Annotated in this window: 17 protein-coding genes and 1 riboswitch; of the genes, 9 read left to right on the top strand and 8 right to left on the bottom strand. The window is 72.9% G+C overall.

The features are described 5' to 3' along the window. Positions 1–77: 77 nt before the first annotated feature. Together BJ961_RS03080 and BJ961_RS03075 are read right to left on the bottom strand one after the other, a co-directional pair. A complete protein-coding gene (locus BJ961_RS03080) occupies positions 78–1,316 on the bottom strand; it encodes a LolA family protein (RefSeq protein ID WP_271319780.1) in 1,239 nt (412 codons plus the stop codon). Between the two features lie 310 nt (positions 1,317–1,626). Next, positions 1,627–2,637, bottom strand: a complete 1,011-nt coding sequence (locus BJ961_RS03075) for a polyprenyl synthetase family protein (protein WP_271319779.1) — start codon at positions 2,635–2,637, stop codon at positions 1,627–1,629. A 744-nt stretch (positions 2,638–3,381) separates the two neighbouring features. Continuing rightward, a riboswitch (cyclic di-AMP (ydaO/yuaA leader) is annotated at positions 3,382–3,549 on the top strand. 4 nt (positions 3,550–3,553) lie between these two features. Here BJ961_RS03075 and BJ961_RS03070 point away from each other — a divergent pair. Next, positions 3,554–4,045 carry a transglycosylase SLT domain-containing protein gene (locus BJ961_RS03070; RefSeq protein WP_271319778.1) on the top strand — a complete coding sequence of 164 codons (492 nt, stop codon included), beginning with the start codon at positions 3,554–3,556 and terminating at the stop codon, positions 4,043–4,045. Between the two features lie 23 nt (positions 4,046–4,068). Here BJ961_RS03070 and BJ961_RS03065 read toward each other — a convergent pair whose 3' ends face one another. Continuing rightward, positions 4,069–4,878, bottom strand: coding sequence for an HAD family hydrolase (locus BJ961_RS03065; protein ID WP_271319777.1), 810 nt, complete (start codon positions 4,876–4,878; stop codon positions 4,069–4,071). 289 nt (positions 4,879–5,167) lie between these two features. Here BJ961_RS03065 and BJ961_RS03060 point away from each other — a divergent pair, with 289 nt between their 5' ends. The 6 genes from BJ961_RS03060 to BJ961_RS03035 all read left to right on the top strand — a co-directional run bounded on the left by BJ961_RS03060 (position 5,168) and on the right by BJ961_RS03035 (position 12,216). Beyond that, positions 5,168–6,232, top strand: coding sequence for a GNAT family N-acetyltransferase (locus BJ961_RS03060; protein ID WP_271319776.1), 1,065 nt, complete (start codon positions 5,168–5,170; stop codon positions 6,230–6,232). Between the two features lie 27 nt (positions 6,233–6,259). Continuing rightward, on the top strand, positions 6,260–7,645 hold the full coding sequence (locus BJ961_RS03055) for a glycosyltransferase (protein WP_271319775.1): 1,386 nt from the start codon (positions 6,260–6,262) through the stop codon (positions 7,643–7,645). A 164-nt stretch (positions 7,646–7,809) separates the two neighbouring features. Beyond that, positions 7,810–8,565, top strand: coding sequence for a polysaccharide deacetylase family protein (locus BJ961_RS03050; protein WP_271416949.1), 756 nt, complete (start codon positions 7,810–7,812; stop codon positions 8,563–8,565). Between the two features lie 83 nt (positions 8,566–8,648). Beyond that, entirely contained in the window at positions 8,649–10,556 is a 1,908-nt protein-coding gene (locus BJ961_RS03045; RefSeq protein WP_271319774.1) for a hypothetical protein, read from the top strand. 41 nt (positions 10,557–10,597) lie between these two features. Beyond that, positions 10,598–11,062, top strand: a complete 465-nt coding sequence (locus BJ961_RS03040) for a hypothetical protein (RefSeq protein WP_271319773.1) — start codon at positions 10,598–10,600, stop codon at positions 11,060–11,062. Further along, positions 11,059–12,216 (top strand): glycoside hydrolase family 26 protein, encoded by a 1,158-nt coding sequence (locus tag BJ961_RS03035; RefSeq protein ID WP_271319772.1) that lies wholly within the window; start codon positions 11,059–11,061, stop codon positions 12,214–12,216. Before BJ961_RS03040 ends, BJ961_RS03035 begins: the two co-directional genes overlap by 4 nt. Here BJ961_RS03035 and BJ961_RS03030 read toward each other — a convergent pair. Both BJ961_RS03030 and BJ961_RS03025 read right to left on the bottom strand, forming a co-directional pair. Then, entirely contained in the window at positions 12,137–14,434 is a 2,298-nt protein-coding gene (locus BJ961_RS03030; RefSeq protein WP_381158073.1) for a lipopolysaccharide biosynthesis protein, read from the bottom strand. The two genes, BJ961_RS03035 and BJ961_RS03030, sit on opposite strands and share 80 nt — an antisense overlap. Then, positions 14,427–15,692, bottom strand: a complete 1,266-nt coding sequence (locus BJ961_RS03025) for a DegT/DnrJ/EryC1/StrS family aminotransferase (protein ID WP_271319771.1) — start codon at positions 15,690–15,692, stop codon at positions 14,427–14,429. The genes BJ961_RS03030 and BJ961_RS03025 overlap by 8 nt, the downstream gene beginning before the upstream one ends. A gap of 341 nt (positions 15,693–16,033) precedes the next feature. On the opposite strand from BJ961_RS03025, the gene fahA reads away from it, so the two are divergent. Together fahA and BJ961_RS03015 are read left to right on the top strand one after the other, a co-directional pair. Beyond that, complete coding sequence (gene fahA / locus BJ961_RS03020) at positions 16,034–17,269, top strand: fumarylacetoacetase (RefSeq protein WP_271319770.1); 1,236 nt, start codon at positions 16,034–16,036, stop codon at positions 17,267–17,269. A gap of 401 nt (positions 17,270–17,670) precedes the next feature. Beyond that, positions 17,671–18,609 carry a M56 family metallopeptidase gene (locus BJ961_RS03015; protein WP_271319769.1) on the top strand — a complete coding sequence of 313 codons (939 nt, stop codon included), beginning with the start codon at positions 17,671–17,673 and terminating at the stop codon, positions 18,607–18,609. 64 nt (positions 18,610–18,673) lie between these two features. On the opposite strand, the gene recQ is transcribed toward BJ961_RS03015, so the two are convergent. From recQ to BJ961_RS03000, 3 genes are all read right to left on the bottom strand, one after another. Next, a complete protein-coding gene (gene recQ, locus BJ961_RS03010) occupies positions 18,674–20,704 on the bottom strand; it encodes a DNA helicase RecQ (protein WP_271319768.1) in 2,031 nt (676 codons plus the stop codon). 424 nt (positions 20,705–21,128) lie between these two features. After that, a complete protein-coding gene (nuoN, locus tag BJ961_RS03005) occupies positions 21,129–22,787 on the bottom strand; it encodes an NADH-quinone oxidoreductase subunit NuoN (RefSeq protein WP_271319767.1) in 1,659 nt (552 codons plus the stop codon). Continuing rightward, positions 22,784–24,355: an NADH-quinone oxidoreductase subunit M gene (locus tag BJ961_RS03000; RefSeq protein ID WP_271319766.1), complete on the bottom strand. Its 1,572-nt coding sequence runs from the start codon at positions 24,353–24,355 to the stop codon at positions 22,784–22,786. Before BJ961_RS03000 ends, nuoN begins: the two co-directional genes overlap by 4 nt. Positions 24,356–24,360 lie beyond the last annotated feature (5 nt).

Below are 24,360 nucleotides of genomic sequence, written 5' to 3'. Positions count from 1 at the left end.
TCTCGTCCTCTTGGGCCGCTTCGGCCTCTGCGCCTTCCACGGCCGCTTCGCCGTACGGCTGGGCTGCGCCGTACCTCCTACTGCGCGGCGTCGGCCGCCTTCACCAGCGCGTCCTTGGTGACCGCACCGGCGTAGACCTTGCCGTCGTCCGTGATCAGGGCGTTGACCAGGCGGGTCTTGAAGACGGTGCCGGAGCCGAAGTCGCCCTTGACCTGGTCGCCGAAGGAGCCGAGGAAGCCGCCGAGGTCGCCGAGGTCGCCTCCGGCGGAGGCCGTGGGCAGGCCGCCCCGGGCGCCGGTGTCGAAGGCGGCGACGGAGTTCCAGCCCTCGCCGATCACGTCGAGGCCGCCCAGGTCACCGGCGAGGCCGCCCAGGTCCTCGGCCTCGCGGCCGTGGTCCGGGGTCTTGGCGCCCTCGTCGCCCTCGTCGCCCTCGGTGACCTTCGCTCCCTCGGGCGGGGTGAAGTCGAACGTCGACGCGTCCGGCTTGGCGAAGCTGACCTTGGTGAAGCCCGCGTCCACGACGGCGGCTCCGCCGCTCGCGGGGGTCAGCGTGAACTTCAGCGGCGTCCCGGTCTCGGCGTCCACGGCCACGGTGATGGCGCCGACCGTGGAACCGTCCTGCCTGGGCTCGACGACCAGTCGGTACGCGTCCCGGCCGGCCACCTGAGCGGTGCCGCCGACGGTCACGGACGTGGTGTCGTCGATCGCCTTGAGGGCCTGGTCGGCGAAGTCCTTCGGAGTGGCCGGCACGTCCTTCTCCGGCCGCTCGGCGGAGCCCGGGCCGGTGGAGTGGTAGACCTCGTTGGACTTGCTGTCGTAGCCCCAGACGTCCTTGCCGTTGTGGATCAGGCTGTACTCGGCGGCGTCCTCCAGCAGGGACACCTTCTGCCGGTCGGGGCCGTCGGCCGCGACGCGCAGGGTGTGGCTGCCGGACACCAGCTCGGTGAGCTTGGCCGACGGGTCGGCGGCGGAGCCCTCGCCGTCGCCGCCGGAGCCGGGCCCCGCGGACATGCCGGACAGCAGGCCGCTCTCCAGCCCGCCGAGGTCCGGCAGCCCCAGGTCCGTGCTGATCCGCACCGTGCCGGACATCTGCTGGGTGTCCGACTCGGCGATCTTCTGGACGAGCTGCTCCGCCGTGATCTTCGGCAGGTCGGGGTCCCCGGAGTCGGCGAGCGCGGGCACGAGCCCGATCGTCGCGGCCGCCACTCCCATCACCGCCACCGGGACGACGTACCGCGCGGCCCTGCGCCGTCCGGCCCGCAGCTCCTCGCCCTCACCGGCGGTCGTGTTGTCGTCGGAATCGATCGGTGCCATGTGTGCCCTACCTCCGTCGTCGGCGGCGGCTGTCTCGCGACCTCGCACTCGTTCACCCGTGAGCCGCCATTCTCACCCGAATCGGTGAGGATTGGTGTTTTCCGTGGTGTCCATCTGACCAAATCACCGGAGCGGAATCGTCAGACCGCGGGCTCAACTCCGCCTACTCCTGCGGGATGACACGGAGGAGCGACGGCTCCCCCAGCCCGTAGGGGCGGAGTACGCCGCCCGGCGACGAACGGTCGCACTCGTGACGGGCGTCACGAGTGGACCGGGCGGACGGCGCGGCACGCACCCGCGAGGGGAGCGGTCAGCCCGCCCGGTGCACCACCGCGTCGCACAGCTCCAGCAGCGCGACCTTCGCGTCGCACTCGCGCAGCGGGGCGAGCGCCGCCCGGGCCTCCTCGGCGTACCGGACGGTGTCCCTCCGCGCCTGTTCGAGGGCGGGGTGGGCGCGCAGCAGGCGCAGCGCCTCGCCGTGCCGCGCGTCGTCGCTCAGATCGGAGTCGAGCAGCTCGCACAGCGCGATGTCCTCGGCGAGCCCCAGCCGGGCCGCCCGCTCGCGCAGCCGCAGCACCGGCAGCGTGGGGATGCCCTCGCGCAGGTCCGTGCCGGGCGTCTTGCCGGACTCGTCGGAGTCGGAGGCGATGTCCAGGACGTCGTCCGCGAGCTGGAAGGCGACGCCGAGCCGCTCGCCGTACTGGGTCAGGACGTCCACGACCGTCTCGTCGGCGCCGGACATCATCGCGCCGAACCGGCAGGAGACCGCCACCAGGGAGCCGGTCTTGCCGCCCAGCACGTCCAGGTAGTGGTCGACCGGGTCCCGGCCGTCCTGCGGTCCCGCCGTCTCCAGGATCTGGCCGGTGACCAGCCGCTCGAACGCGAGGGCCTGGACCCGGACCGCCTCGGGGCCGAGGTCGGCGAGGATCTGCGAGGCGCGCGCGAACAGGAAGTCGCCGGTGAGGACCGCGACCGAGTTGTCCCAGCGGGTGTTCGCGCTGGGCACCCCGCGCCGCACGGCGGCCTCGTCCATCACGTCGTCGTGGTAGAGCGTGGCCAGGTGGGTCAGCTCCACGACCACGGCGGAAGGCACGATGCCGGGGGCGTAGGGGTCGCCGAACTGGGAGGAGAGCATCACCAGCAGCGGCCGGAACCGCTTCCCGCCGGCCCGCACCAGGTGCTGGGCGGCTCCCGTGATGAACGGCACCTCGCTTTTGGTTGCCTCAAGCAACCCTTCCTCGACAGCAACCAATCCGGCCTGGACATCGGCTTCCAGAGCCTGGTCCCGCACGCTCAGCCCGAACGGCCCGACGACGGTCACGAGGGGTCTCCTGTCTGCTGGTGTCTACTGGCGATTACCCGGTTGTCGATAGGTCGCTGCCACCACTCAAGTCAGCGTATCCGGTCACGTTTCGATCACCGCTAGCGCCCACGGTTACAGGCCGGTCGGTATCGGATCATGAACGGTATGTTTTTGATCAGGTGATATGAGCAGATTTTGACGGACCTCGCCCGAGGAGCCGGAGGGGACGCGCCCCGGAGTACGAGCGGAGCGGAAACCGCCCTCGAAGATCCACGCCACCGGGGATCCCCGCCGCCGAAGATCCTCACCACCGAAGACCCCCACCACCGAAGATCCCATCACCCCTCCCAACGGCCCGCGCTTCGAGAACGTCACCCGATCGGCACGCGCGCCCGCTCGACAGGCGCGGCGCGCGCTCCCCCACCCCTCGTTTCCCTCCCCCGGGCGCTCGACACCCGAAGCCGTCCCCACCCGTGGCCGATTGGCGCCCTGTTGAGGTTAATGCCCGTTTTGCCGCGCTTGTTGAGGCCAGTGAGTTGGCTCACGCCGGGCCGCCGGCAGGCAACCCCGTCGCCACCTGTGCCCTCCCTTTGCCCCGCAAGCCAGTTGGGGGTTGGCAACCGCAAAGGATCAAGAGCCACAAACCCCCCAGACCAAGGTCAACAGGCATGTTGGGTGATTCCTGCACTTGTTCCGGACATGTGCTCTCGCATACGTTCCCGGCCTGTCGGGCGGACGCCGAATCCTGCCACCGCCCGGACGCACAGTCATCCGCCAACACACTCGCCGGCAGGAGCGGGGGACCCAGGTAAGTCGCCGCACCGGTCACCACCGGAGCGGCTCGGGGTGAAGCCGTACCCGTCAGGGCACGGCCGGGCACCTCCCCGCCCGAACCCGACAGCTCACCTCGCAGGCGTAAGGAGAGGGACACAGCATGTCTGCCAACCTTCACAACCGTCACGCCCGCACCGGCCGCCTCGTGCGCAGGCTCGCCGTGGCCGGCACCGGTGCCGCGGTGCTCGCGCTGCCGCTCATCGGCGCCAGCACCGCCTCCGCGGCCACCCCGGCCGCCGCCACGACCGCCACCACGGCGGCGACGGCGTACCCGGACAACCTCGACGGCTGGATCCGCGAGTCGCTCGACATCATGGCGCAGCACGGCATCCCCGGGAGCTACGACGGCATCCACCGCAACATCATGCGGGAGTCCTCCGGCAACCCGCTCGCCATCAACAACTGGGACATCAACGCCGTCAACGGCACCCCGTCCAAGGGCCTGCTCCAGGTGATCGACCCGACCTTCCAGGCGTACCACGTCGAGGGCACCTCCTGGGACCCGTACGACCCGGTCGCCAACATCACCGCGGCCTGCAACTACGCGGCCGACCGCTACGGCTCGATGGACAACGTCTTCAGCGCGTACTGAGCCCCGCGAGGCACCGGAACGTACTAAGAGGTACCGAAGATCCGCTCGAGGACGACGGCCACGCCGTCGTCCTCGTTCGTCGTGGTGACCTCGTCGGCGACCGCCTTGAGTTCCGGGTGGGCACCGGCCATGGCGACGCCGTGGGCCGCCCAGTCGAACATGGGGATGTCGTTGGGCATGTCCCCGAAGGCGATGGTCCGCCGCCGCTCGACGCCGAGGTGCTCGGCGGCCAGCGCCAGGCCGGTCGCCTTGGTGATGCCGCACGGCTGCAGCTCCACCGTGCCCGGCCCCGACATGGTGACCGTCGCGAGGGAACCGACCACCGCGCGGGCCGTCTCCGTCAGCTCGTCGTCGGTCAGTTCGGGGTGGCGCAGCAGCACCTTGCTGATCGGGGTGGCCCACAGCTCGGCACGCCGCTCGACGCGCACCGCGGGCAGCGTCGGGTGGGGCATCAGGTACCCCGGCTCGATGAGGGTGAGCCCGTCGACCCCGTCCTGGTCGACCGCGGCGTACACCTGGCCCACCTCGGCCTCGATCTTGCCGAGCGCGGTCTCGGCCAGCTCCCGGTCCAGGGTGACCGACCAGCGCATCCGGTGCGCGCCCGCGTCGTACACCTGCGCGCCCTGTCCGCACACCGCGAGGCCCGTGCAGCCGAGGCGGTCGAGCAGGGACCGCACCCGCGGGGCCGGGCGCCCCGTCACCACCAGGTGCCGCGCACCGGCCCCGGCCACCCGCGCCAGCGCGGCCAGCGACCGGTCGGAGACGGTGTCGTCGCGGCGCAGCAGCGTGCCGTCCAGGTCGGTGGCGACGAGTGAATATGCGGTGCGGTCCATGATCAGAGAATACGGACACCGCACCCGTCCGACTCACCGGCGATCGCTTCCGAACGAGGACGTAGCGAGTGCGTTCGAAGCCGCACGATGATGCACGAGGACGCCCGATCATGTCTCCTGATCATGTCCGAAACCTGACACATCATCGGCTAAGCCTCGGTTGAAGGCCTGTGCACCGGTTGGCAACAACATGGCACGCTACCTACCCCTCCGGGCGGCCCCGGGGTACCTTCCTGTTGTTCAGGGGGGACTTGATCGGGGGGTCGGGTTGAACAGCGGACGTGTGCGCGTGCTCAGGCCGCAGGAGCTGGACGAGGGGGAGCGGCAGCGCTGGCGCGACCTGCGCGCCGGGTCGAAGGCTCCGCGCAACCCCTTCATGGAACCGGAGTTCACCGACGTCGTGGGCCGGGTCCGGCCGCGGGCGCGGGTGGCCGTGGTGTACGACGCCGGTGAGGCGGCCGGTTTCCTGCCGCACGAACGCGGGCCGCTGGGCCAGGGCCGGGCGATCGGGCTCGGGGTGTCGGACTGCCAGGGCGCGGTGCTGCGCCGGGGGCTGGCCCCCGACCCCCGCGAACTGCTGCGCGCCTGCTCCCTGTCGAGTTTCGCCTTCGACAACCTGGAGGCGGGCCAGGGGCTGTTCGTGCCGGCCGCGGCCGACGAGCACGCCACGTACGTCATCGACGTGGCACGGGGCTACGCGGCGTACGAGGAGGTCCTGCGCGCCCGGTCGCCGAAGTTCCTCAAGACCACCCTCGCCAAGGAACGCAGGCTCGGCCGCCAGGTCGGCGACGTCCGCTTCGTGTTCGACGAGCGGGATCCGGCCGCGCTGCGCACGCTCATGGGGTGGAAGTCCGCGCAGTACCGCAGGACGGGCCGCCGGGACCGGTTCGCGCAGGAGTGGATCACCCGTCTCGTCGCGCGGCTCGCCGGGACCCGGGCGCCGGAGTGCACCGGCACGCTGTCCGTGCTCTGGGCGGGCTCACGCCCGGTCGCCGCCCACTTCGGGCTGCGTTCGGCGACGGTCCTGGCCTGCTGGTTCCCGGCGTACGACCCGGACTTCGCGAGGTACTCGCCGGGGCTGGTGCTGCATCTGCGCATGGCCGAGGCCGCGGCCGCCGAGGGGGTCGGTCTGCTCGACATGGGGCGGGGCGCGGCGGAGTACAAGGACTCGCTGAAGACCGGCGAGCTGCCCGTGTACGAGGGGGCGGCGACGCGCGTGGGGGCGGGCGCCGCCCTGCACTGGCTCGGCCGCGAACCGGCCCGGCGCGCGCACGGCTTCGTGCGCGACCGTCCCCGGCTGGCGTCGCTGGCGGTACGGACGTTGAGGGGCGCGGCCCGGCTGCGCCGGTCGTGACGGGGGCAACCACTAGGGGGTGGGCGCATGGCAGGTGCGGGGCGTGCGCGACGCGGGACGCGGCGGGAGACGGCGGAGTTCCTCGGCACCGGGCCGGTGCAGATCGCCGAGCTGGACCTCGGCGGCGGGGGTGACGGCGGGTCCGGCGGCGCGCTGCTCAGACCCGGTCCGGGGAGTCCCCCGGTCACGTCCGGGACGGTGTTCGTGCTGGTCAGGCGGGCGGGTCGGCCCGTCGGCACCCTGGTCGGCCAGGTACCCGAGGGCGCGGACCCGACACGGGTCCTGACCGGGCTCGCCCGGGGGCTGCCCGGCGGAGGTCCTGCCGGAGCGCCGCCCGAGCGGTCGCCCGGGGAGGTGCCGTCACGCGCGCCGGTGCCCGATCCGGTGCCCGCGTCATCGTCCGAGCCGGTGCCCGAGCCACCGTCGGTCAGTGTCGTGGTCGCCACCCGGGAGCGCCCGGAGCTGCTCGCCCGCGCCCTGGACTCACTGCTCGCGCAGGACCACCCGGACGTCGACGTCGTCGTCGTCGACAACGCGCCCCGCACCGGGGAGACCCGGGAACTGGTGACGCGGAAGTACGGCGAACGGGTCCGGTACGTGTGCGAGCCGGTGCCCGGCCTCGCCGTCGCGCACAACCGGGGCCTGGCGGCGGTGCGGGGCGACGTGGTCGCCTTCACCGACGACGACGTGGTCGCCGACCCGCACTGGCTGAGCGAACTGACGGCGCCCTTCGCCACCGACCCGCGCCTGGGGTGCGCCACCGGGCTGATCCTGCCCGCACGGCTGCGCACCCCCGCCCAGGTGCTGCTGGAGAGCCACGGCGGCTTCGCGAAGGGGTTCACCCCGCGGACGTACGATCCGCGCCGGCCCCCCGCCGACGAGCCGCTGTTCCCGTTCACCGCGGGCCGGTTCGGCTCCGGCGCCAACATGGCCTTCCGTACGGCGGTGCTGCGGGCGGTCGGCGGCTTCGACCCGGCGACCGGCGCGGGCACGCAGGCACGGGGCGGCGACGACCTCTACGGGTTCGTCCGCGTCCTCGCCCAGGGGCACCGGCTGCGGTACACGCCGTCGGCACTGGTCTGGCACCACCACCGGGAGACCTGGCGGGACCTGGAGACACAGGCGTTCGGCTACGGCGCGGGCCTCACCGCGTACCTCACCGCCCTCCTCGTGAACCGGCCCGCCATGCTGCCGGCCCTCCTCCTCCGGCTGCCCGGCGGACTGGCGTACGCGCGTGCCCTCACCGCCGCACGGGAGACCGGGGGCGGCGCAGCGCCGGGCGCCCACGACGAGCGGACCCACCCCTGGCCGCGTCGCCTGTCGCGGTTGCAGCGCCGGGGCATGCTCTACGGACCCGTCGGCTACCTGCGCGCCCGCCGCACCCTGCGCACGGTCCGGCGAGGGACGCGATGAGCGGGACCGGGGCACGAGACGGGAACGGGCGGGGCGGAGCTGATGGGCCCGGTGGACCTCGCAGCCCCGACAAACCCGACGGACCCGACGGGCCCGGCCACCCCCGCGGGTCTCGCGGACCGCGCAGGCCCGTGCCCGTGCCCGTGCTGCTCTACCACGCCGTGATGGACGATCCGCCCTCGTGGATCGCCGAGTTCAGCGTCGCCCCGAAGGAGTTCGCCGCGCACCTCGACGCGGTCGTCGACAGCGGGATGACGCCGGTCACGATCGGCGTGTTCGCCGACCACCTGGCCGGGCGGGCGTCCCTGCCGCCCCGGCCGGTGCTGCTCACCTTCGACGACGGCTTCGCCGACCTGCCCGGCCCCACGGCCGAGGCGCTGGCCGAGCGCGCCCTGCCCGCCACCGCCTACCTCACCACCGGGGCCGTCGTCCCGGGTGGCCGCAGTCTGCTTCCGCCCGCCCCGATGATGTCGCTGGACGCGGCGGCCGGGCTGGAGCGTCGCGGCGTGGAGATCGGCAGCCACACCGTCACCCACGCCCAGCTCGACACCCTGTCCGCGGAGGCCCTGGCGTACGAACTGCGCACCTCCAAGGCGGTTCTGGAGGACGCGCTCGGCCATCCGGTCCGCCACCTCGCCTACCCGCACGGCTACAACAGCGCGCAGGTGCGGGCGGCCTCGGCCCGCGCCGGGTACGAGACGGCGACCGCCGTGCGGCACGCGCTCAGTTCGGACCGCGACGATCGGTACCGCATCGCCCGGCTCATCGTGCGACGCGGCCACACGGTCACCGACGTCGAGGGCTGGCTGGCGGGGAGCGGTGCCCGGACCGCCCCCTACCGCGACGGCCCGAGGACGGTCGGCTGGCGGTGGTACCGGCGGGCCCGCGCCGCCCTCCGGGGCCCGGTCTTCGCCGGGTGAGCCACGGGGGCCGAACCGGACGATTCGGGCGTGAAAAGCAGACTGAATTCCTATAGTTGTCCCCAGGGGAGGGGAGCCTCAGCGTGCAGCAACATGTGCCTGTACCGACCGCCGAGAGCAGCACGCCGCCGCCCCCCGCTCCCGGCCCCGGGCGGTCCACCGGCGGTGGGCCCGGTTTCTGGCGGACCGCCCACCGCCGCCCCGCCACCCTCGGCCTGCTGCCCCTGCTCCTGGCCGCCGGGCTCTGGCTGTACGCGCTGCCCCGCATCGGCTTCCGGGAGATGGGCGACTACGGTCTGCTGGACCGCCTGCCCGTGACGTACTACCTCTCGCTGCTGGTCCTCACCGCGGGCTTCGTCCTCGGCCTGCGGCGCGCGGCCCGTGCCCCCTGGTGGCCGGCCGCGCACTGTGCGGCGATGCTGTTCGCCCTCAAGGCGCCGCCGGCGGTGCTCTACGACGCGGTGCGCTACCCGTGGGCCTCCAAGCACGACGCCGTCGTCGACACGCTGCTGGCCCACGGCGAACTCCGCCCGGAGGCGGCGCTGTCGGGCAACATGTCGGCGTACGACCAGTGGCCGGGGTTCTTCGCGTTCAACGGCGGACTGGTCCGCGCCTTCGGTGTGGAGGGCGCCGCCGCGTACGCCAACTGGGCGCCGATCGTCCTCGGCCTGCTCATGATGCCGGTGCTGGTGCTGATCTACCGCACCTTCTGCCGGGACTGGCGCCTGGTGTGGACCGCCGTCTGGATCTTCCAGCTCGCCAACTGGGTCGGCCAGGACTACTTCGCCCCGCAGGGCCTCGCCTACCTGCTGCACCTGACGGTCCTCGCCGTGGTGCTGCGGCACTTCGTGCGCCCGGGCTCCGCCGGACGTCTGCGCGACCGGACGTTCCTCGACCCGGCGGCGGCCGGTGTCCCGCCCCCGACCGGGAGCCGGCAGCGCGCGGTCGGCGTGGTGATCCTCGCCCCGCTGATCGCCGCCGTGAACGCCACGCACCAGCTCACGCCGGTGATGCTCTGCGTCTGCCTGCTCGCCCTCTGCCTCACCCGCCGCTACCGCAACGTCGGGCTGCTGGCCGTCGCCGCGCTGCTGACGCTGGCCTGGGACCTGACCATGGGGCGGCCGCTGTTCGTCGAGACGCTCTCCACCCTCAAGGACTCCCTCGGCGAACTGACCCAGAACTCCCGCGCCGGCTACGCCGGTCAGCTCACCGGTCCCGGACCCGAACTCGCGGGGCGGGCCAACGTGGCGATGGTGCTGGCGATCACCGTCCTCGCGGGAGCCGCCGTCGTGCTGCGGCGGCGGCTGACCCGCAGCGCGCTGCCACTGCTGCTGGTCTCGGTCGCCCCGGTGCCGCTGTTCGTCGTCAACGACTACGGCGGCGAGATGCTCTTCCGCGTCTACCTGTTCGCCCTGCCCGGGGGAGCCTTCTTCGCCGCCGCCGCGCTGGTCCCGGCCTTCGCGGGCGTCGCCTCCCGGCACGGCGGGGCGAAGCCCGCGAAGACGCCGCGGCACAGGGCCGCCGCCGTCGCCCTGCCGGCGGTCCTGCTGGTGCTGTCGGCCGGCTTCCTGCCGTCGTACTACGGCAAGGAGAAGATGTACTACACGCCGCCCGCGGAGACCGCCCTGGTCACCCGGACCCTCGACCGCGCCCCCGTGGGCGCGCTGATCCTCGCCACCACCGGCTCGTTCCCCGAGGCCCTGCACCGCTACGACAGCCTCGAACACTGGTATTTCGCCGAGCAGGAACTCCCCGAGAACGAGCGGATGCTGGCCGACCCGGCCGGTTACCTCGCCGCCGGGGTCCCGCCGGGGGCGACGGCGTACGTGATCCTCACCCGCACCCAGGACGTCTACACCGCCGGAGAGGGCCTGCTGCCGGCCGGCGGTTTCGACAGGCTCCGCACCGAACTGTCCGCCTCGCCGCTCTTCCGGACCGTCGAGGCGCACCCCTACGGAGTCGTCCTCGAGTACCGCCCGGCGGCACGGTGACGCCGGCGACCCCAGGAGACGAAGGGCAGTCAGGTCAGTCCATGAACACCACAGACTCCCAGGACACCCGGCACGGCGCAGCGGTCCGAGGCGCCGGGCTCGCCCCGGCACATCTCAGAGTCCTCGTCGCGGTCTCCGGCTGGCTGGCGCTGGCCGCCACCGCCGTGCCCGGCCCGGCACCGCTGCGCTGGATACCGGTCCTGCTCTTCACCCTGTTCGGCCCGGGCTGCGCGGCGCTGTACCCGCAGCGGCGCGGACCGGCCGCCGGTGCCGGACTGGAGGCCGTCGCCCTCGCCGCGCCCGTCAGCCTCTCCCTCGGCGTGCTCGCCGCCACCTCGCTGTTCCTGGTGGAGGCCTTCTCGGCGACCGCCTTCCTCGTCTCGCTGGCCGTGTTCACCACGGTCGCCGCGGCGCTGCCGGGGCTGCCGCTGCCCGCCGCGCGTCGGGGCGGCGTCGAACGCGCCGAACGCACCGACCGCGGCCGCGTCACCGGCGGCGGCACATGAGGGGCCGGCACCGGGAGCACGGGCCGCCCCCGTCCTGCGGGGTGGCGGAGCGGGGTGCGGCGAAACGTGCCCGTACGGCCGTCGTACTGGTGGCGCTGGCCGCTCTGCTCGCCGGTCTCGGCCTGTGGGCGTCCCGCTCGGAGGAGCCGGACGCGTCCGGGGACGCCCTGCCCGACAACGCGGCCTCCGGCGAGCCGCCCTCCGGCCCGTGCGCGCCCGACGACACGCTCGTCCCCGCGTGCGGTGCCTGGTGGGGCGCGTACGTGCCGTACGCCGGGAACGGGTCGCTCAAGGACGCCGTGCTCGGCTTCGAGAAGCGGATCGGCCGCAAGCTCGACCTCGTCTACAACTACCACGACATGTCCGGCACCGAGCTGGACGGCCGACTGCTCACCCCCGACGAGCAGGAACTGGGCCGGGACAGACTGCTCATGCTGGCCTGGGAGTCCACGGTCTGGACCGAGCCGCACCACGAGGACTGGACCGAGACCCAGCTCGGCTGGAAGAACATCGCCTCGGGAACGTACGACGAGGAGGTCCTCGATCCGCAGATCCGGCGCATCAGGGCCTACGGGAAACGGGTGTTCGTCTCCTTCGACCAGGAGGCCGACGCCCGCATCAAGGAGGGCGCCGGCACACCGGAGGAGTTCGTCGCCGCCTACCGGCATCTGCACGACCGGTTCCGGGAACTGGGCGCCGACAACGTCGTGTGGGTGTGGACCGTCTCCGGATACCTCGGCAGCGCGGCCGAGATGAAGGCGCTCTACCCCGGGGACCGGTACGTCGACTGGATCGCCATGGACCAGTACAACTACTACCGGTGCCACGACACCACCGACTGGAAGGACTTCCTGCGCAGCCAGCAGCCCAGCTACGAGTGGCTGCGCGCGAACGTCTCCGACGACAAGCCGGTGATGCTCGCGGAGTTCGCCACCGCGCCCGACGCCGACGACCCCGCGCGTCAGCGCGACTGGTACACCCGGATCCCGACCGACGTGAAGAAGCTCCCGGCGGTGAAGGCGCTGGTGCACTGGAACCGACCGCCGTCCGAGGAGCCCGCCTGCGACCTGACCGTCAACGACGGCCCGGGGCTCGACGGTTACCGCGAGGCGGGGCGGAACGGCTACTTCCACCAGCCCGTCCCCTCCCGTTGACCGGCAGGGACGACAGGGACGACAGGCGCGGCAGCGGCAGTGCGAGCAGGGCGGCTACGACGAGTACGACGAGCAGGGGCAGTGCCGCGGGCGCGAGGGCCTGTCGCCACACCCAGGCGGCCACCGCGGCGACGTACAGCACTCCCCAGCATCCGGGCCAGGTCAGCCGCCCGGCCGCGCGCCGGAGCAGCAGCCCCAGCGGGGCGAGGCACAGGAGCAGCGCGGCCTGCGGCACCCAGCGCAGCAACGGTTCGGCGCCGCCGCCCTCACGGGGCTGCCATCCGAGGGCCACGGGTGCGGTGTACAGAGCGAGCGTCACGGACCCGAGAGCCGCCCCGGGCAGCCACGCGTCACGTGTCGTGCACAGCGTCACCGAGGCGACGAACACCAGGAGCAGCAGGCCGCCCGCGACGAGGGCGGGCCACGGCACCTCCGCCAGAAGGCGGCGGCCCGTCAGCCCGGCCCCGGGACTTCCCGACCCGCCGGACGGACCGGGCGGTCCGGACATCCCGGGGGTCCCTGACGCGGCGTCGAGCCACGGCAGGCCGCGCAGCGCCGCCCAGAAGACCGCGGTGGCGGCGGCGAGCAGGTACCACAGGGTGCCTCTCAGCCGTCGCTCGCGGACACCGGCCTCGGTGGTACCGGAAGCGGTCGTACCGGTGTCGGTCCTACCGGTGTCGGTCCTACCGGCGTCGGTCCTGCCGGTGTCGCCAGCCCCGCCTTCTGCCGCGTCCCCGGTGGGGGTGCCTTCGTGCCCGTGGGCCGGTCGGCCGGCCCGGTCGGCGTCGTGTCCGGCGGTCGCGTTCAGCCGTGCCCACCGGGTGCCGTACTCGGGGCCGGTGGCGGCCGGGGCCCTCCTGCCCCGGCGTCGGTTCCCGGCCGTGCGCGGCCCCTTGCCGCCGGCGTCGTCCGGGCCGCGCAGCGCCGCGCGCAGGCCGGGTGCGCAGCCGACGGCGACCACCGTCATGCTCACCAGCACCGCCCAGCCGGCACCCGCGATCCCGGCCGGGGTGAACAGCATCGCCGCGCCGCCCAGCACGAGGACGCACATGGTGCCCTGCACGGCGGCGAGCACCCCGGTCCGTCCCTGGACGCGCAGCACGCCGATGTACAGCTCGACCACGACCCTGGGCAGCGCTCCGAGGGCGAGCAGCCGCAGCACGGTGGAGCCGTGCTCGGCGTAGTCCTCGTCGAACGGCAGCAGGATCTGCGGGGCGAAGGCCACGAGGAGGGCCACGACCGGCACCAGCAGCAGCGTCATGCGGCGCAGTGCTCCCCGGACGCCGTCGGCGAGGCGGCGCGGGTCGTGCGAGGCGTGCGCGGTGAGGGAGGAGGCCATGTTGATGGCCATGAACTCCATGGTGCCGCCGACGGTGTAGGCGACGTAGAAGTAGCCGTTCTCCGCGGCGCCGAAGTGGACCGCGACCATCACCGGCAGCAGGTTGATCATCGCCAGGCTGAACAGCGCGCCCAGGGAGTCCCCGGCCAGGAAGCGGCCCATCTCGCGGACCGCAGGCGGCCGCACGTCGCGGTCGGCGGCGGCCTGGCGGGGGATGAGCCTGCGGAAGACCAGCCAGCCGAGGGGCACGGTGGAGAACGCGATGGCCACCGCCCAGGACACGAAGATGCCCAGCACCGGCAGCGTGCCGGCCAGGACGGCCAGCAGGACCAGCTTGCCGACCGAGAACACGGCGTTCCCGGCGGGCACCCACTCCGCCCTGCGCAGCCCGGTCAGCACACCGTCCTGGAGGGTGAGCAGTGCCCAGGCCACGCACGCGGCGACGAACAGCGCCCCCGCCCCGAGCGTGCCGAGCGGCGCGTAGGACGCACCCCATCGGTCGAGGGTGAGCAGGAAGACGACGGCGGCGACGGCGACGACCACCGAACTCGCCGCGTACACCCGCCGCACCAGCGTCCCGGTGGCGTGCCCCGCGCGCGGCACGAAGCGGACGACGGCGCCGATCATCGTGGTCGCCGTGATGCCGGCGAGCAGCCGCATGGCGGCGATGGCCGCGGAGCCCTGCCCGACGGCCTCCTCCGAGTAGTAGCGGGCGGCCACGAGCCAGAAGCCCAGGCCGAGCACGGCGGAGACGCCGGTGCTGAGCATGAGGAAGTAGGCGTTCTTGAAGAGCGAGTCGCCGCCGCCGGGTCCGTCCGAGGGCGGCGGGCCGGGGTCCGCGGGCACCGCGGCGGCCTCGTGCACCCGGGTCTCAGCCACCGGACGGAACCGGCCCTTCCGGTGCGTGCGCCGGTCGCACCCCGGACTCCTCCAACGCGGCGACGGCAGCGCGGGCCCGCAGCGGGTCCACGGGCAGCGCGTGCCGCGCGAACCAGCGCGCCCCCTCGGGGGCGGGCGACGGGTCGGTGAAGTCCGCGCCCGCGTAGTCGTCCAGGGGCGGGTCGTAGAGGTATCCGACGACGATGCCGCGCCGGGCCAGCGCGCGTACGGCCGCGTCCCGGTCCGCGACGAGCAACGGCACCCGGAACAACGGCTGCGCCCCGCCCGCGCCGTCCGCCGGCCGGCCGCCCGCGCCTTTCCGGACCGCCGGTTTCGCCCAGCGTGTGGACAGCAACAGTTCGGTCCCCGCCCGGCAGCCCGCCAGTACGCCGTCCAGCCGGTCGAGTCGGCGTCCGACCCGCCCGAGCCGGAACCGGCCGCCGCGCAGCCGGTAGTCGTGCATGTCGACGCGGACCCAGGGGTCGTGGGCGTCCAGGCCGGGGGCCGAGGCGGCCGCGCGTGCCAGTGCCCCCGGGCGCAGCGGCATCCGGATCTCCTCGCGCTCCGTCAGCCCCAGCAGCCGCATCGTGGCCCAGGCGGCTCCCCGCAGTCGCAGCCCTCGTACGGCGGCCTCGGCGTACGGCCGGACGGCGTAGGCCAGTTCGGCCGTGGCGCGGCGTGGCAGCAGCAGGCCGTCGCAGCTCTTCTCGAGCGCGTCGCGCAGCCCCGGGTCGGCGACCGCGAGGATGCCTCCCGCCCTGGCGCCGACGTGCTTGGACAGGCTGAAGACGGAGGCGTCGCCCCAGGCCCCGACCGGCCGGCCGCCCACTTCGCTGCCGATGGCGTGTGCCGCGTCCTCGAACAGCGGGATGCCCAGGGCGTCACAGCGGGCCCGCAGCCGGGGCGCCGGGTCCGGGTTGCCGTACAGGTTCGTCGTCAGTACGGCGGACAGCGAGCCCCACACCTCCTCGGGCACGGCGTCGACGTCGATGGACGCGTCCGACGGGTCGAGCGGCGCCTGCACGGGCCGCAGCCCGGCCGCGAGGACGACGAAGAGGATGACGTCGTCGTTGACCGGTGACATCAGCACCCGGCCGCCGGGCGGGCACCAGTGACGCAGTGCCGCGTACAGCCCGAAACGGCACGACGGTACGTACACGCATTCCCGGCCGAGTCGCTCGCGCATGGTCGCTTCCAGCCGTCTCCTCGGCGGCGAACCATCCCGCACCGACACCGGACCGGCCTCCCCCATGGCCATCCGCTCCCCCTGGCGTGCGCGTCGAGGGCCCCCTCCCCGAGACCTTCCGGCACCCGCCCAGAGTCGCCCCGTTCGCACCACTGCGTCAAGATTGCGTCCCGGCCCGCGGACGACTTCCCGTGCGCGAGCGGACGCGGAGCGCGATGTCCGCGGCCTTCTCCCGCCGGTCGCCGCAGGGCCGCGCCACCTCCCGCCGCACTGCCCAAGACCGGTATGTCACCCGTAACGTTGGCCCGACCACGCGCCACGTGGAGCACACCGGCCGCGTGGAGCACACCGGCCGCGTGGCGCACACGGCGCGCACGGCGCACATGGCGAGCACGAAAGCGAGGCAGCACCCGATGCCCCCCTTCGATGTCCCCGAGGGCGACCCCTTCGGACCGCACAACCTTCCGTACGGCGTGTTCTCGATCCCCGGCTCGCGCGACCGGTCGGACCGGACGGTGGGCGTCCGGCTCGGCGACCACGTCCTCGACGCGGGCGCGGCGGCCCACGCGCTCGGCTCGCCGTACGCGTCCCTGCTCGCGCGGCCCAGCCTGAACCCGCTGCTGGCCGCCGGGCGCACCGCGTGGTCGGACGTGCGGCGCGCGTTGACGGCGTGGGTGACGGTCCCCTCCCACCGCGAGGTCCTGGAGCCCCTCTTCCACCCGCTGTCGTCGGTCACCCTGCACCTGCCGTTCGAGGTCGCCGACTACGTCGACTTCTACGCCTCCGAGAACCACGCCCGCAACGTCGGCCAGATCTTCCGCCCCGACGCCGCCGACTCCCTCACCCCCAACTGGAAGCACCTCCCGATCGGCTACCACGGCCGCTCCGGCACGGTCGTCGTGTCGGGCACGGACGTCGTACGGCCGTCGGGCCAGCGCAAGGCCCCGGCGGACCCCGCTCCCGTCTTCGGACCGTCCGTCCGCCTGGACATCGAGGCGGAGGTGGGCTTCGTCGTGGGAGTGCCCTCCGAGCTGGGCTCTCCGGTCGCCCTCGGCGACTTCCGCGAGCACGTCTTCGGGCTCTGCCTGCTCAACGACTGGTCCGCACGCGACATCCAGGCCTGGGAGTACGTCCCCCTCGGCCCGTTCCTCGGCAAGTCCTTCGCCACGTCGGTGTCGGCGTGGATCACGCCGCTGGACGCCCTGGAGGAGGCGCGGGTGGCGCCGCCCGAGCGGACCGGTCCGCTGCTGCCCTACCTGGACGACACGGCCGACGACCGGGACGAACCCGGTGGCTACGACCTGCGGATCTCCGTCGCCGTCAACGGTCACGTCGTCTCCGAGCCGCCGTTCTCCACCATGTACTGGACGGCCGCCCAGCAGCTGGCCCACCTGACGGTCAACGGCGCCTCGCTGCGCACCGGCGACCTCTACGGCTCGGGCACGGTGAGCGGGCCGACCGAGCTGGAGCGCGGGTCACTGCTCGAACTGACCTGGAACGGCAGCGAACCGCTGGAACTCCCCGACGGCAAGCGGGCGTTCCTGGAGGACGGCGACGTGGTGACCCTGTCGGCCTGGGCCCCTGGACCGGACGGCGTCCGGGTGGGGCTCGGGGAGGTCACCGGACGGGTGGTCGGCAAGGACGTGTGACGGGTCGGGGCGGGTCTGCGGCGACACGGTCCAGCGACACGTACTCCGGCGGCACGGTCCAGCGACACGTACTCCGGCGGCACGTACGTCCGGGATGTTCCGTGCGCCCGGACGGGGTGCGCCCGATTTCCGGATCCGGTGCCCGCCGACGGCTGCCTCACACCGCCCGGCCCCGTCATACTGGCGTCGGGCGGTGTGCGCCCGCGACCGGCACCGCCCGGCCCGCACAACACAGCTCAGCACGCACACTTCACCCCGGCACCGCCCAGCACTGCCAGCACCGCCCAGCACTGCCAGCACCGCCCAGCACTGCCAGCACCGCCCAGTACTGCCTGCACCGCCCGCACCGCCCTGTACAGCCAGAGCCGCCCATCCTTCGACCAGGATCCGGAGCCAGTGGCATGACCGTCTGCCTGCTCCTGCTGTTCGTCGTCGCCGTGACCGCCGCGGTGCCGGTGCCCCGTGCGCTGACCCGTTCCGCGTGGCCCGAGCGGGATCCCGTGGTCGCGCTGTGGGTGTGGCAGTGCCTGGTCGCCACGGTGCTGCTGTGCTGCCTGACGGCTCTCGTCCTCGGTGCCACCGCGGTCTTCGGCACCGTCCGCGCCCAGCTCTTCGCGCCTGCGCCGCCCGCGGTGACCGCGGCGTACAACCTCTCCGCCGGCCCGGCCTGGGCGGCCGCGCTGACCCTGCTGCTGGCGGGTGGTGCGGCCTGGACGACCGCGATGCTCGGCCGCGAACTCGTCGAGGCCCGCCGACGCCGTGCCCGCTCACGCGCCCACCTGCGCGAACGCGCCCCCGACCTGCCCGCCGGGCTCCCCGCCGCCCGCGGCCCCCTGCTGGTCCTGGAGGACGAGTACCCGGACGCCTGGTGGATGCCGGGCAGCCCGTCCCAGCTGATCGTCACCACCGGCGCCCTGCACCGGCTCACCGACCACCAGCTGGACGCCGTGCTCACCCACGAGCGCGGCCACGCACGGGCCCGCCACGACTGGCTGCTGCACCTGTCCACCGCCCTGGCCACCGGCTTCCCGCGGGTCCCGCTCTTCGCCCACTTCTGCGACCAGACCCACCGCCTCGTCGAGCTCTCGGCCGACGACACCGCCTCCCGGCGCTGCGGCCACCTGACGACAGCGCTGGCCCTGATCGAGCTGAACCAGCACCGCGGCGTCCTGTCCTGCGCCTCCAGTCACCACCTCCTCGGTGAGCGGGTCGACCGCCTCCTGGAGCCCCAGCCCCGCATGCCGCGCCGCCATCGCGCCCTCACCACGGCGACAGCCGCCCTGGTCCCGCTCCTTCCCCTCCTCATCACCTTCGCCCCGGGACTGACGGCACTGGCGTAACCGCCGTGGCCGCCGTGGCCCCGGGCAGTCGTGCGGCTGTGCCGCTGGGAGGCGTGGGGCGCCCCTATATCCAGTCGTCGGGCTCGGGCTCCGGCTCGTGCTCGGGCCAGTCGTCCGCGTCCGCGCCGGAGGGGGATGCGGAACCGGCGCCCGAACCGGCCGAGGGCGCCGACGCCGGCGCCGCGGCGGCCCCGTCGGCCGGTCCCCGCAGCCCGGCCAGCACCTCGACCACACCCTCCCCGTACGTCGCCAGCTTCTTCTCGCCGACCCCGCCGATGCCCCCGAGCTGTCCCACCGAGGTGGGCCACACGGTGACGATCTCCCGGAGGGTGGCGTCGTGGAAGATGACGTACGCCGGGACGCCCTGCTCGCGGGCCTGCTCCGCACGCCAGGCACGCAGCGCCTCGAAGGCGGGGACCAGCTCCGCGGGCAGTTCGGCCGCGGCCGCCTTCGCCTTGCGCTCGCCCCGGCCACCGCCCGCCGTCCTTGCCCCGGCGGGCTTCTTGGGCTCCTTGCGCAGCGGCACCTCGCGCTCCCGCCGCAGGACCTCGCCGCTGGTCTCGGTCAGCACCAGCGTGCCGTACTCCCCCTCGACCGCGAGCAGGCCCTGGGCCAGCAACTGCCGGGCGACGCCCCGCCACTCGCCCTCGGTCATCTCCTCGCCGATGCCGAACACGGAGAGCTGGTCGTGGTCGAACTGGATCACCTTGGCGGTGCGCTTGCCCAGCAGGATGTCCACGATCTGCCCGGCGCCGAACTTCTGCCCGCGCTCCCGCTTCAGCCGGACCACCGTCGACAGCACCTTCTGCGCCGCCACCGTGCCGTCCCAGGTCTCGGGCGGGGTGAGGCAGGTGTCGCAGTTGCCGCAGCCGGCCTGGTCCGGGTCCTGTCCGAAGTAGGCGAGGAGCTGCCCGCGGCGGCACTGGGCGGTCTCGCACAGGGCGAGCATCGCGTCCAGGTGGGACTGGGCCCGGCGGCGGAACGCCTCGTCGCTCTCGCCGGACTGGATCAGCTTGCGCTGCTGTATGACGTCGTTGAGTCCGTACGCCATCCAGGCCGTGGAGGGCTGGCCGTCCCGCCCCGCGCGGCCGGTCTCCTGGTAGTAGCCCTCGACGGACTTGGGCAGGTCCAGGTGGGCGACGAAGCGCACGTCGGGCTTGTCGATGCCCATGCCGAAGGCGATGGTCGCCACGACCACCAGGCCCTCCTCGCGCAGGAACCTCGACTGGTGCGCCGCGCGGGTGCCCGCGTCCAGGCCCGCGTGGTACGGCACCGCCTCGACACCGTTGCGCGAAAGGAACTCGGCGGTCTTCTCCACCGAGTTGCGCGAGAGGCAGTAGACGATGCCCGCGTCGCCGGGGTGCTCCTCGCGCAGGAAGCCCAGCAGCTGCTTCTTGGGGTCGGACTTCGGCACGATCCGGTACTGGATGTTGGGGCGGTCGAAGCTGGCCACGAAGTGTCGCGCCGCCGGCATGTGCAGCCGCTCGGTGATCTCGCGGTGGGTGGCGTCGGTGGCCGTCGCCGTGAGCGCGAGCCGGGGCACGTCCGGCCAGCGTTCGCCGAGCAGCGACAGGGCGAGGTAGTCGGGCCGGAAGTCGTGGCCCCACTGGGAGACGCAGTGCGCCTCGTCGATGGCGAAGAGGGAGATCTTGCCGCGGGAGAGCAGATCCAGGGTGCCCTCCAGACGCAGCCGCTCGGGCGCCAGGTACAGCAGGTCCAGCTCCCCCGCGAGGAACTCGGCCTCCACCACGCGCCGCTCGTCGAAGTCCTGCGTGGAGTTCATGAACCCGGCGCGCACGCCGAGCGCCCGCAGCGCGTCCACCTGGTCCTGCATCAGCGCGATCAGCGGCGAGACCACGATGCCCGTGCCGGGCCTGACCAGGGCCGGGATCTGATAGCACAGGGACTTTCCGCCGCCGGTCGGCATGAGCACGACGGCGTCACCGCCGGCCACCACGTGATCGACGACCGCTTCCTGCTCACCGCGGAACGCCTCGTACCCGAAGACCCGGTGCAGGGTGGCCAGCGCCTCGCTGTCCCACTCCCTCACCTGCGTCGTCTCTGTCATCTCGCCGATCACGCCCGTCCCGCTCATCGTCTGGTCCCCCGTACGTACTGCCTCGCCCGTCCGGTCCGCCCGGCCCGTCCTGCCTCGACCACTGCCTCAACGATAGGGGTCCGCACCGACAGCCTCGGAGTTATCCACAGGCTTCACTCCTCACGGAGGGCCACGAGCCTCTTCGGCCGCGAGCTCTCCAGGGGCGCCGTACGCGGGCTCGACGTTCTGTGCAGGTTCAGCATCGACGTGGACCGGCAGAACCGGCTGGAGCCGGACGTGATCGTCCTGCGGGAGGAGGCGCTGACGAGTCTCGAACAGACACGCGTACCCGCGACCGAAGTCGTGCTGGCGGTGGAAGTCACCTCGCCGGACTCCCTCTCCCGCGAACGGCTGTGGTCCGGCATCTCCTCGAGGAGGTACCGGACCACAGCCGTGAAGCCACGAAGCCGCGAGCGCGGCGTCAGCGCACGAACACCCCCGCCTGACCCGCCAGGTCCAGGAAGTACTGCGGCGCCACACCGAGCACCACCGTGACCGCCACGCCCACGGCGATCGCCGTCATCGTCAGCGGGGACGGCACCGCGACCGTCGGGCCCTCGGGGCGGGGCTCGCTGAAGAACATGAGCACGATCACGCGGATGTAGAAGAACGCCGCGATCGCCGACGAGATCACACCGATCACGACCAGCGGGGCCGCACCGCCCTCCGCCGCCGCCTTGAACACGGCGAACTTCCCGGAGAACCCGGAGGTCAGCGGGATACCGGCGAAGGCCAGCAGGAACACCGCGAACACCGCCGCCACCAACGGGGACCTGCGGCCGAGCCCGGCCCACTTCGACAGGTGCGTCGCCTCGCCGCCCGCGTCGCGCACCAGCGTGACGACCGCGAAGGCACCGATCGTGACGAAGGAGTACGCGGCGAGGTAGAAGAGGACGGACGAGATGCCCTCCGGCGTCGTCGCGATCACACCGGCGAGGATGAAGCCCGCGTGCGCGATCGACGAGTACGCCAGCAGCCGCTTGATGTCGGTCTGCGTGATCGCGACGATCGCGCCGGCCAGCATGGTGACGATCGCCACGCCCCACATCACCGGCCGCCAGTCCCAGCGCAGGCCGGGCAGGACGACGTACAGGATGCGGAGCAGGGCGCCGAAGGCGGCCACCTTGGTCGCCGCCGCCATGAAGCCGGTCACCGGCGTCGGCGCACCCTGGTACACGTCCGGCGTCCACATGTGGAACGGCACCGCGCCCACCTTGAACAGCAGGCCCATGACGATCAGCGCGGAGCCGACGAGCAGCAGGGCGTCGTTGCCCATGGTGTCGGCGAGCGCCGGGGTGATGTTCTGCACCGTGCCGTCGACGACCTGGGCGATCGTGCCGTACGACATCGAGCCCGCGTAGCCGTAGAGCAGGGCGATGCCGAACAGGGTGAACGCGGAGGCGAACGCGCCGAGCAGGAAGTACTTGACCGCCGCCTCCTGCGACATGAGCCGCTTGCGGCGGGCCAGCGCGCACAGCAGGTACAGCGGGAGGGAGAAGACCTCCAGGGCCACGAAGAGCGTCAGCAGGTCGTTGGCCGCCGGGAAGACCAGCATGCCGACGACGGCGAAGAGCAGGAGCGGGAACACCTCCGTGGTGGTGAAGCCCGCCTTGACCGCCTTCTGCTCGCTCTCGCTGCCGGGTACGGCGGCCGCCTGCGCGGCGAAGGAGTCGACGCGGTTGCCGTGCAGCTCCGGGTCGAGGCGCCGCTCGGCGAAGGTGAAGAGGCCGACCAGGCTGGTCAGCAGGATGGTGCCCTGCAGGAACAGGGCCGGTCCGTCGACGGCGACGGCGCCCATCGCCGTGATGCCGGCCTTGGTCGTGCCGTACCCGCGCGCCGCGAGCGCGACGACCGCCGCGAACGCCGCGATCAGGGCGACGACGGACACGAACATCTGGGCGTAGTAGCGGGACCGGCGCGGCACGAAGGCCTCGACCAGGATTCCGATGATCGCCGCGCCCATGACGATCAGGACGGGCGACAGCTGCCCGTACTCGATCTTCGGGGCGTCGATCTTGGCGATCGGGTCGGCCGCCGTCGCCGCCGTTGTCCACAGGCTGTGGACGGCTGTTGCGCTCACTTGGCCGCCTCCACCTCAGGCTGGGGGTCCGTCTTGTGTACGTCGGACATGGTCTGCTCCACCGCCGGGTTGACGATGTCCGTCACGGGCTTCGGGAAGACGCCCAGGAAGATCAGCAGCGCCACCAGCGGTGCCACGACCACCAGCTCGCGCACCCGCAGGTCGGGCATCCCGGTCACCTCGGCCTTCACCGGGCCCGTCATCGTCCGCTGGTAGAGGACGAGGGTGTAGAGCGCGGCGAGGACGATGCCGAGGGTGGCGATGATGCCGATCACCGGATAGCGCGTGAACGTGCCGACCAGGACCAGGAACTCGCTGACGAAGGGTGCGAGTCCCGGCAGGGACAGGGTCGCCAGGCCGCCGATCAGGAAGGTGCCGGCCAGGATCGGGGCGACCTTCTGCACACCGCCGAAGTCGGCGATGAGCCGCGAGCCGCGCCGCGAGATCAGGAACCCGGCGATCAGCATCAGCACGGCGGTCGAGATGCCGTGGTTGACCATGTACAGCGTGGCGCCGGACTGGCCCTGGCTGGTCATCGCGAAGATGCCCATGACGATGAAGCCGAAGTGCGAGATCGACGCGTAGGCGATCAGCCGCTTGATGTCGCGCTGGCCGACCGCGAGCAGCGCGCCGTAGATGATGCTGATGACCGCCAGGACCAGGATGACCGGCGTCGCCCACTTGCTGGCCTCCGGGAAGAGCTGGAGGCAGAAGCGGAGCATCGCGAAGGTGCCGACCTTGTCGACGACCGCCGTGATGAGCACGGCGACCGGCGCGGTCGACTCCCCCATGGCGTTGGGCAGCCAGGTGTGCAGCGGGAACAGCGGCGCCTTCACCGCGAAGGCGAAGAAGAAGCCGAGGAAGAGCCAGCGCTCGGTGCTGGTCGCCATGTCCAGCGAGCCGTTGGCCCGCGCCTCGGCGATCTCCGTGAGGGAGAAGTTCCCGGCGACCACGTAGAGGCCGATCACCGCGGCCAGCATGATCAGGCCGCCGGCCAGGTTGTAGAGGAGGAACTTCACGGCCGCGTACGACCGCTGCGTCGCCGCCGTCTTCTCGCCGTGCTCGTGGGCCCGGTCTCCGAAGCCGCCGATCAGGAAGTACAGCGGGATCAGCATGGCTTCGAAGAAGATGTAGAAGAGGAAGACGTCGGTGGCCTCGAACGAGATGATCACCATCGCCTCGACGGCCAGGATCAGGGCGAAGAAGCCCTGTGTCGGCCGCCACCGGCTGCTGCCGGTCTCCAGCGGGTCGGCGTCGTGCCAGCCCGCGAGGATGATGAACGGGATCAGCAGGGCGGTCAGCGCGATCAGCGCCACCGCGATGCCGTCCACGCCCAGTTCGTACCGGACACCGAAGTCCGCGATCCAGGAGTGGGACTCGGTGAGCTGGTAGCGGTCGCCGCCGGGGTCGAAGCGGACCAGCACCGTGATCGCCAGCGCGAGCGTGGCCAGCGAGACCAGCAGCGCCAGCCACTTGGCCGCGGTGCGTTTCGCGGCCGGCACGGCTGCCGTGGCGATCGCCCCGACGGCCGGGAGGGCCGCCGTGACTGTCAGCAGGGGAAAGGACATCGGTA

This window comes from Streptomyces lienomycini (assembly GCF_027947595.1).
In the GTDB taxonomy this organism is placed as follows: Bacteria; Actinomycetota; Actinomycetes; order Streptomycetales; family Streptomycetaceae; genus Streptomyces; species Streptomyces lienomycini.
This window is presented reverse-complemented; position numbering and strand designations above follow the sequence as displayed.

What these genes read in the sequence shown, in the direction of transcription:
- BJ961_RS03080 (WP_271319780.1), bottom strand. Translation starts at nt 1,316, where the DNA reads ATGGCACCGATCGATTCCGACGACAACACGACCGCCGGTGAGGGCGAG.
- BJ961_RS03070 (WP_271319778.1), top strand. Translation starts at nt 3,554, where the DNA reads ATGTCTGCCAACCTTCACAACCGTCACGCCCGCACCGGCCGCCTCGTG.
- BJ961_RS03065 (WP_271319777.1), bottom strand. Translation starts at nt 4,878, where the DNA reads ATGGACCGCACCGCATATTCACTCGTCGCCACCGACCTGGACGGCACG.
- BJ961_RS03055 (WP_271319775.1), top strand. Translation starts at nt 6,260, where the DNA reads ATGGCAGGTGCGGGGCGTGCGCGACGCGGGACGCGGCGGGAGACGGCG.
- BJ961_RS03050 (WP_271416949.1), top strand. Translation starts at nt 7,810, where the DNA reads ATGGACGATCCGCCCTCGTGGATCGCCGAGTTCAGCGTCGCCCCGAAG.
- BJ961_RS03040 (WP_271319773.1), top strand. Translation starts at nt 10,598, where the DNA reads ATGAACACCACAGACTCCCAGGACACCCGGCACGGCGCAGCGGTCCGA.
- BJ961_RS03035 (WP_271319772.1), top strand. Translation starts at nt 11,059, where the DNA reads ATGAGGGGCCGGCACCGGGAGCACGGGCCGCCCCCGTCCTGCGGGGTG.
- BJ961_RS03025 (WP_271319771.1), bottom strand. Translation starts at nt 15,692, where the DNA reads ATGGCCATGGGGGAGGCCGGTCCGGTGTCGGTGCGGGATGGTTCGCCG.
- fahA (WP_271319770.1), top strand. Translation starts at nt 16,034, where the DNA reads ATGCCCCCCTTCGATGTCCCCGAGGGCGACCCCTTCGGACCGCACAAC.
- BJ961_RS03015 (WP_271319769.1), top strand. Translation starts at nt 17,671, where the DNA reads ATGACCGTCTGCCTGCTCCTGCTGTTCGTCGTCGCCGTGACCGCCGCG.
- recQ (WP_271319768.1), bottom strand. Translation starts at nt 20,704, where the DNA reads ATGAGCGGGACGGGCGTGATCGGCGAGATGACAGAGACGACGCAGGTG.
- BJ961_RS03000 (WP_271319766.1), bottom strand. Translation starts at nt 24,355, where the DNA reads ATGTCCTTTCCCCTGCTGACAGTCACGGCGGCCCTCCCGGCCGTCGGG.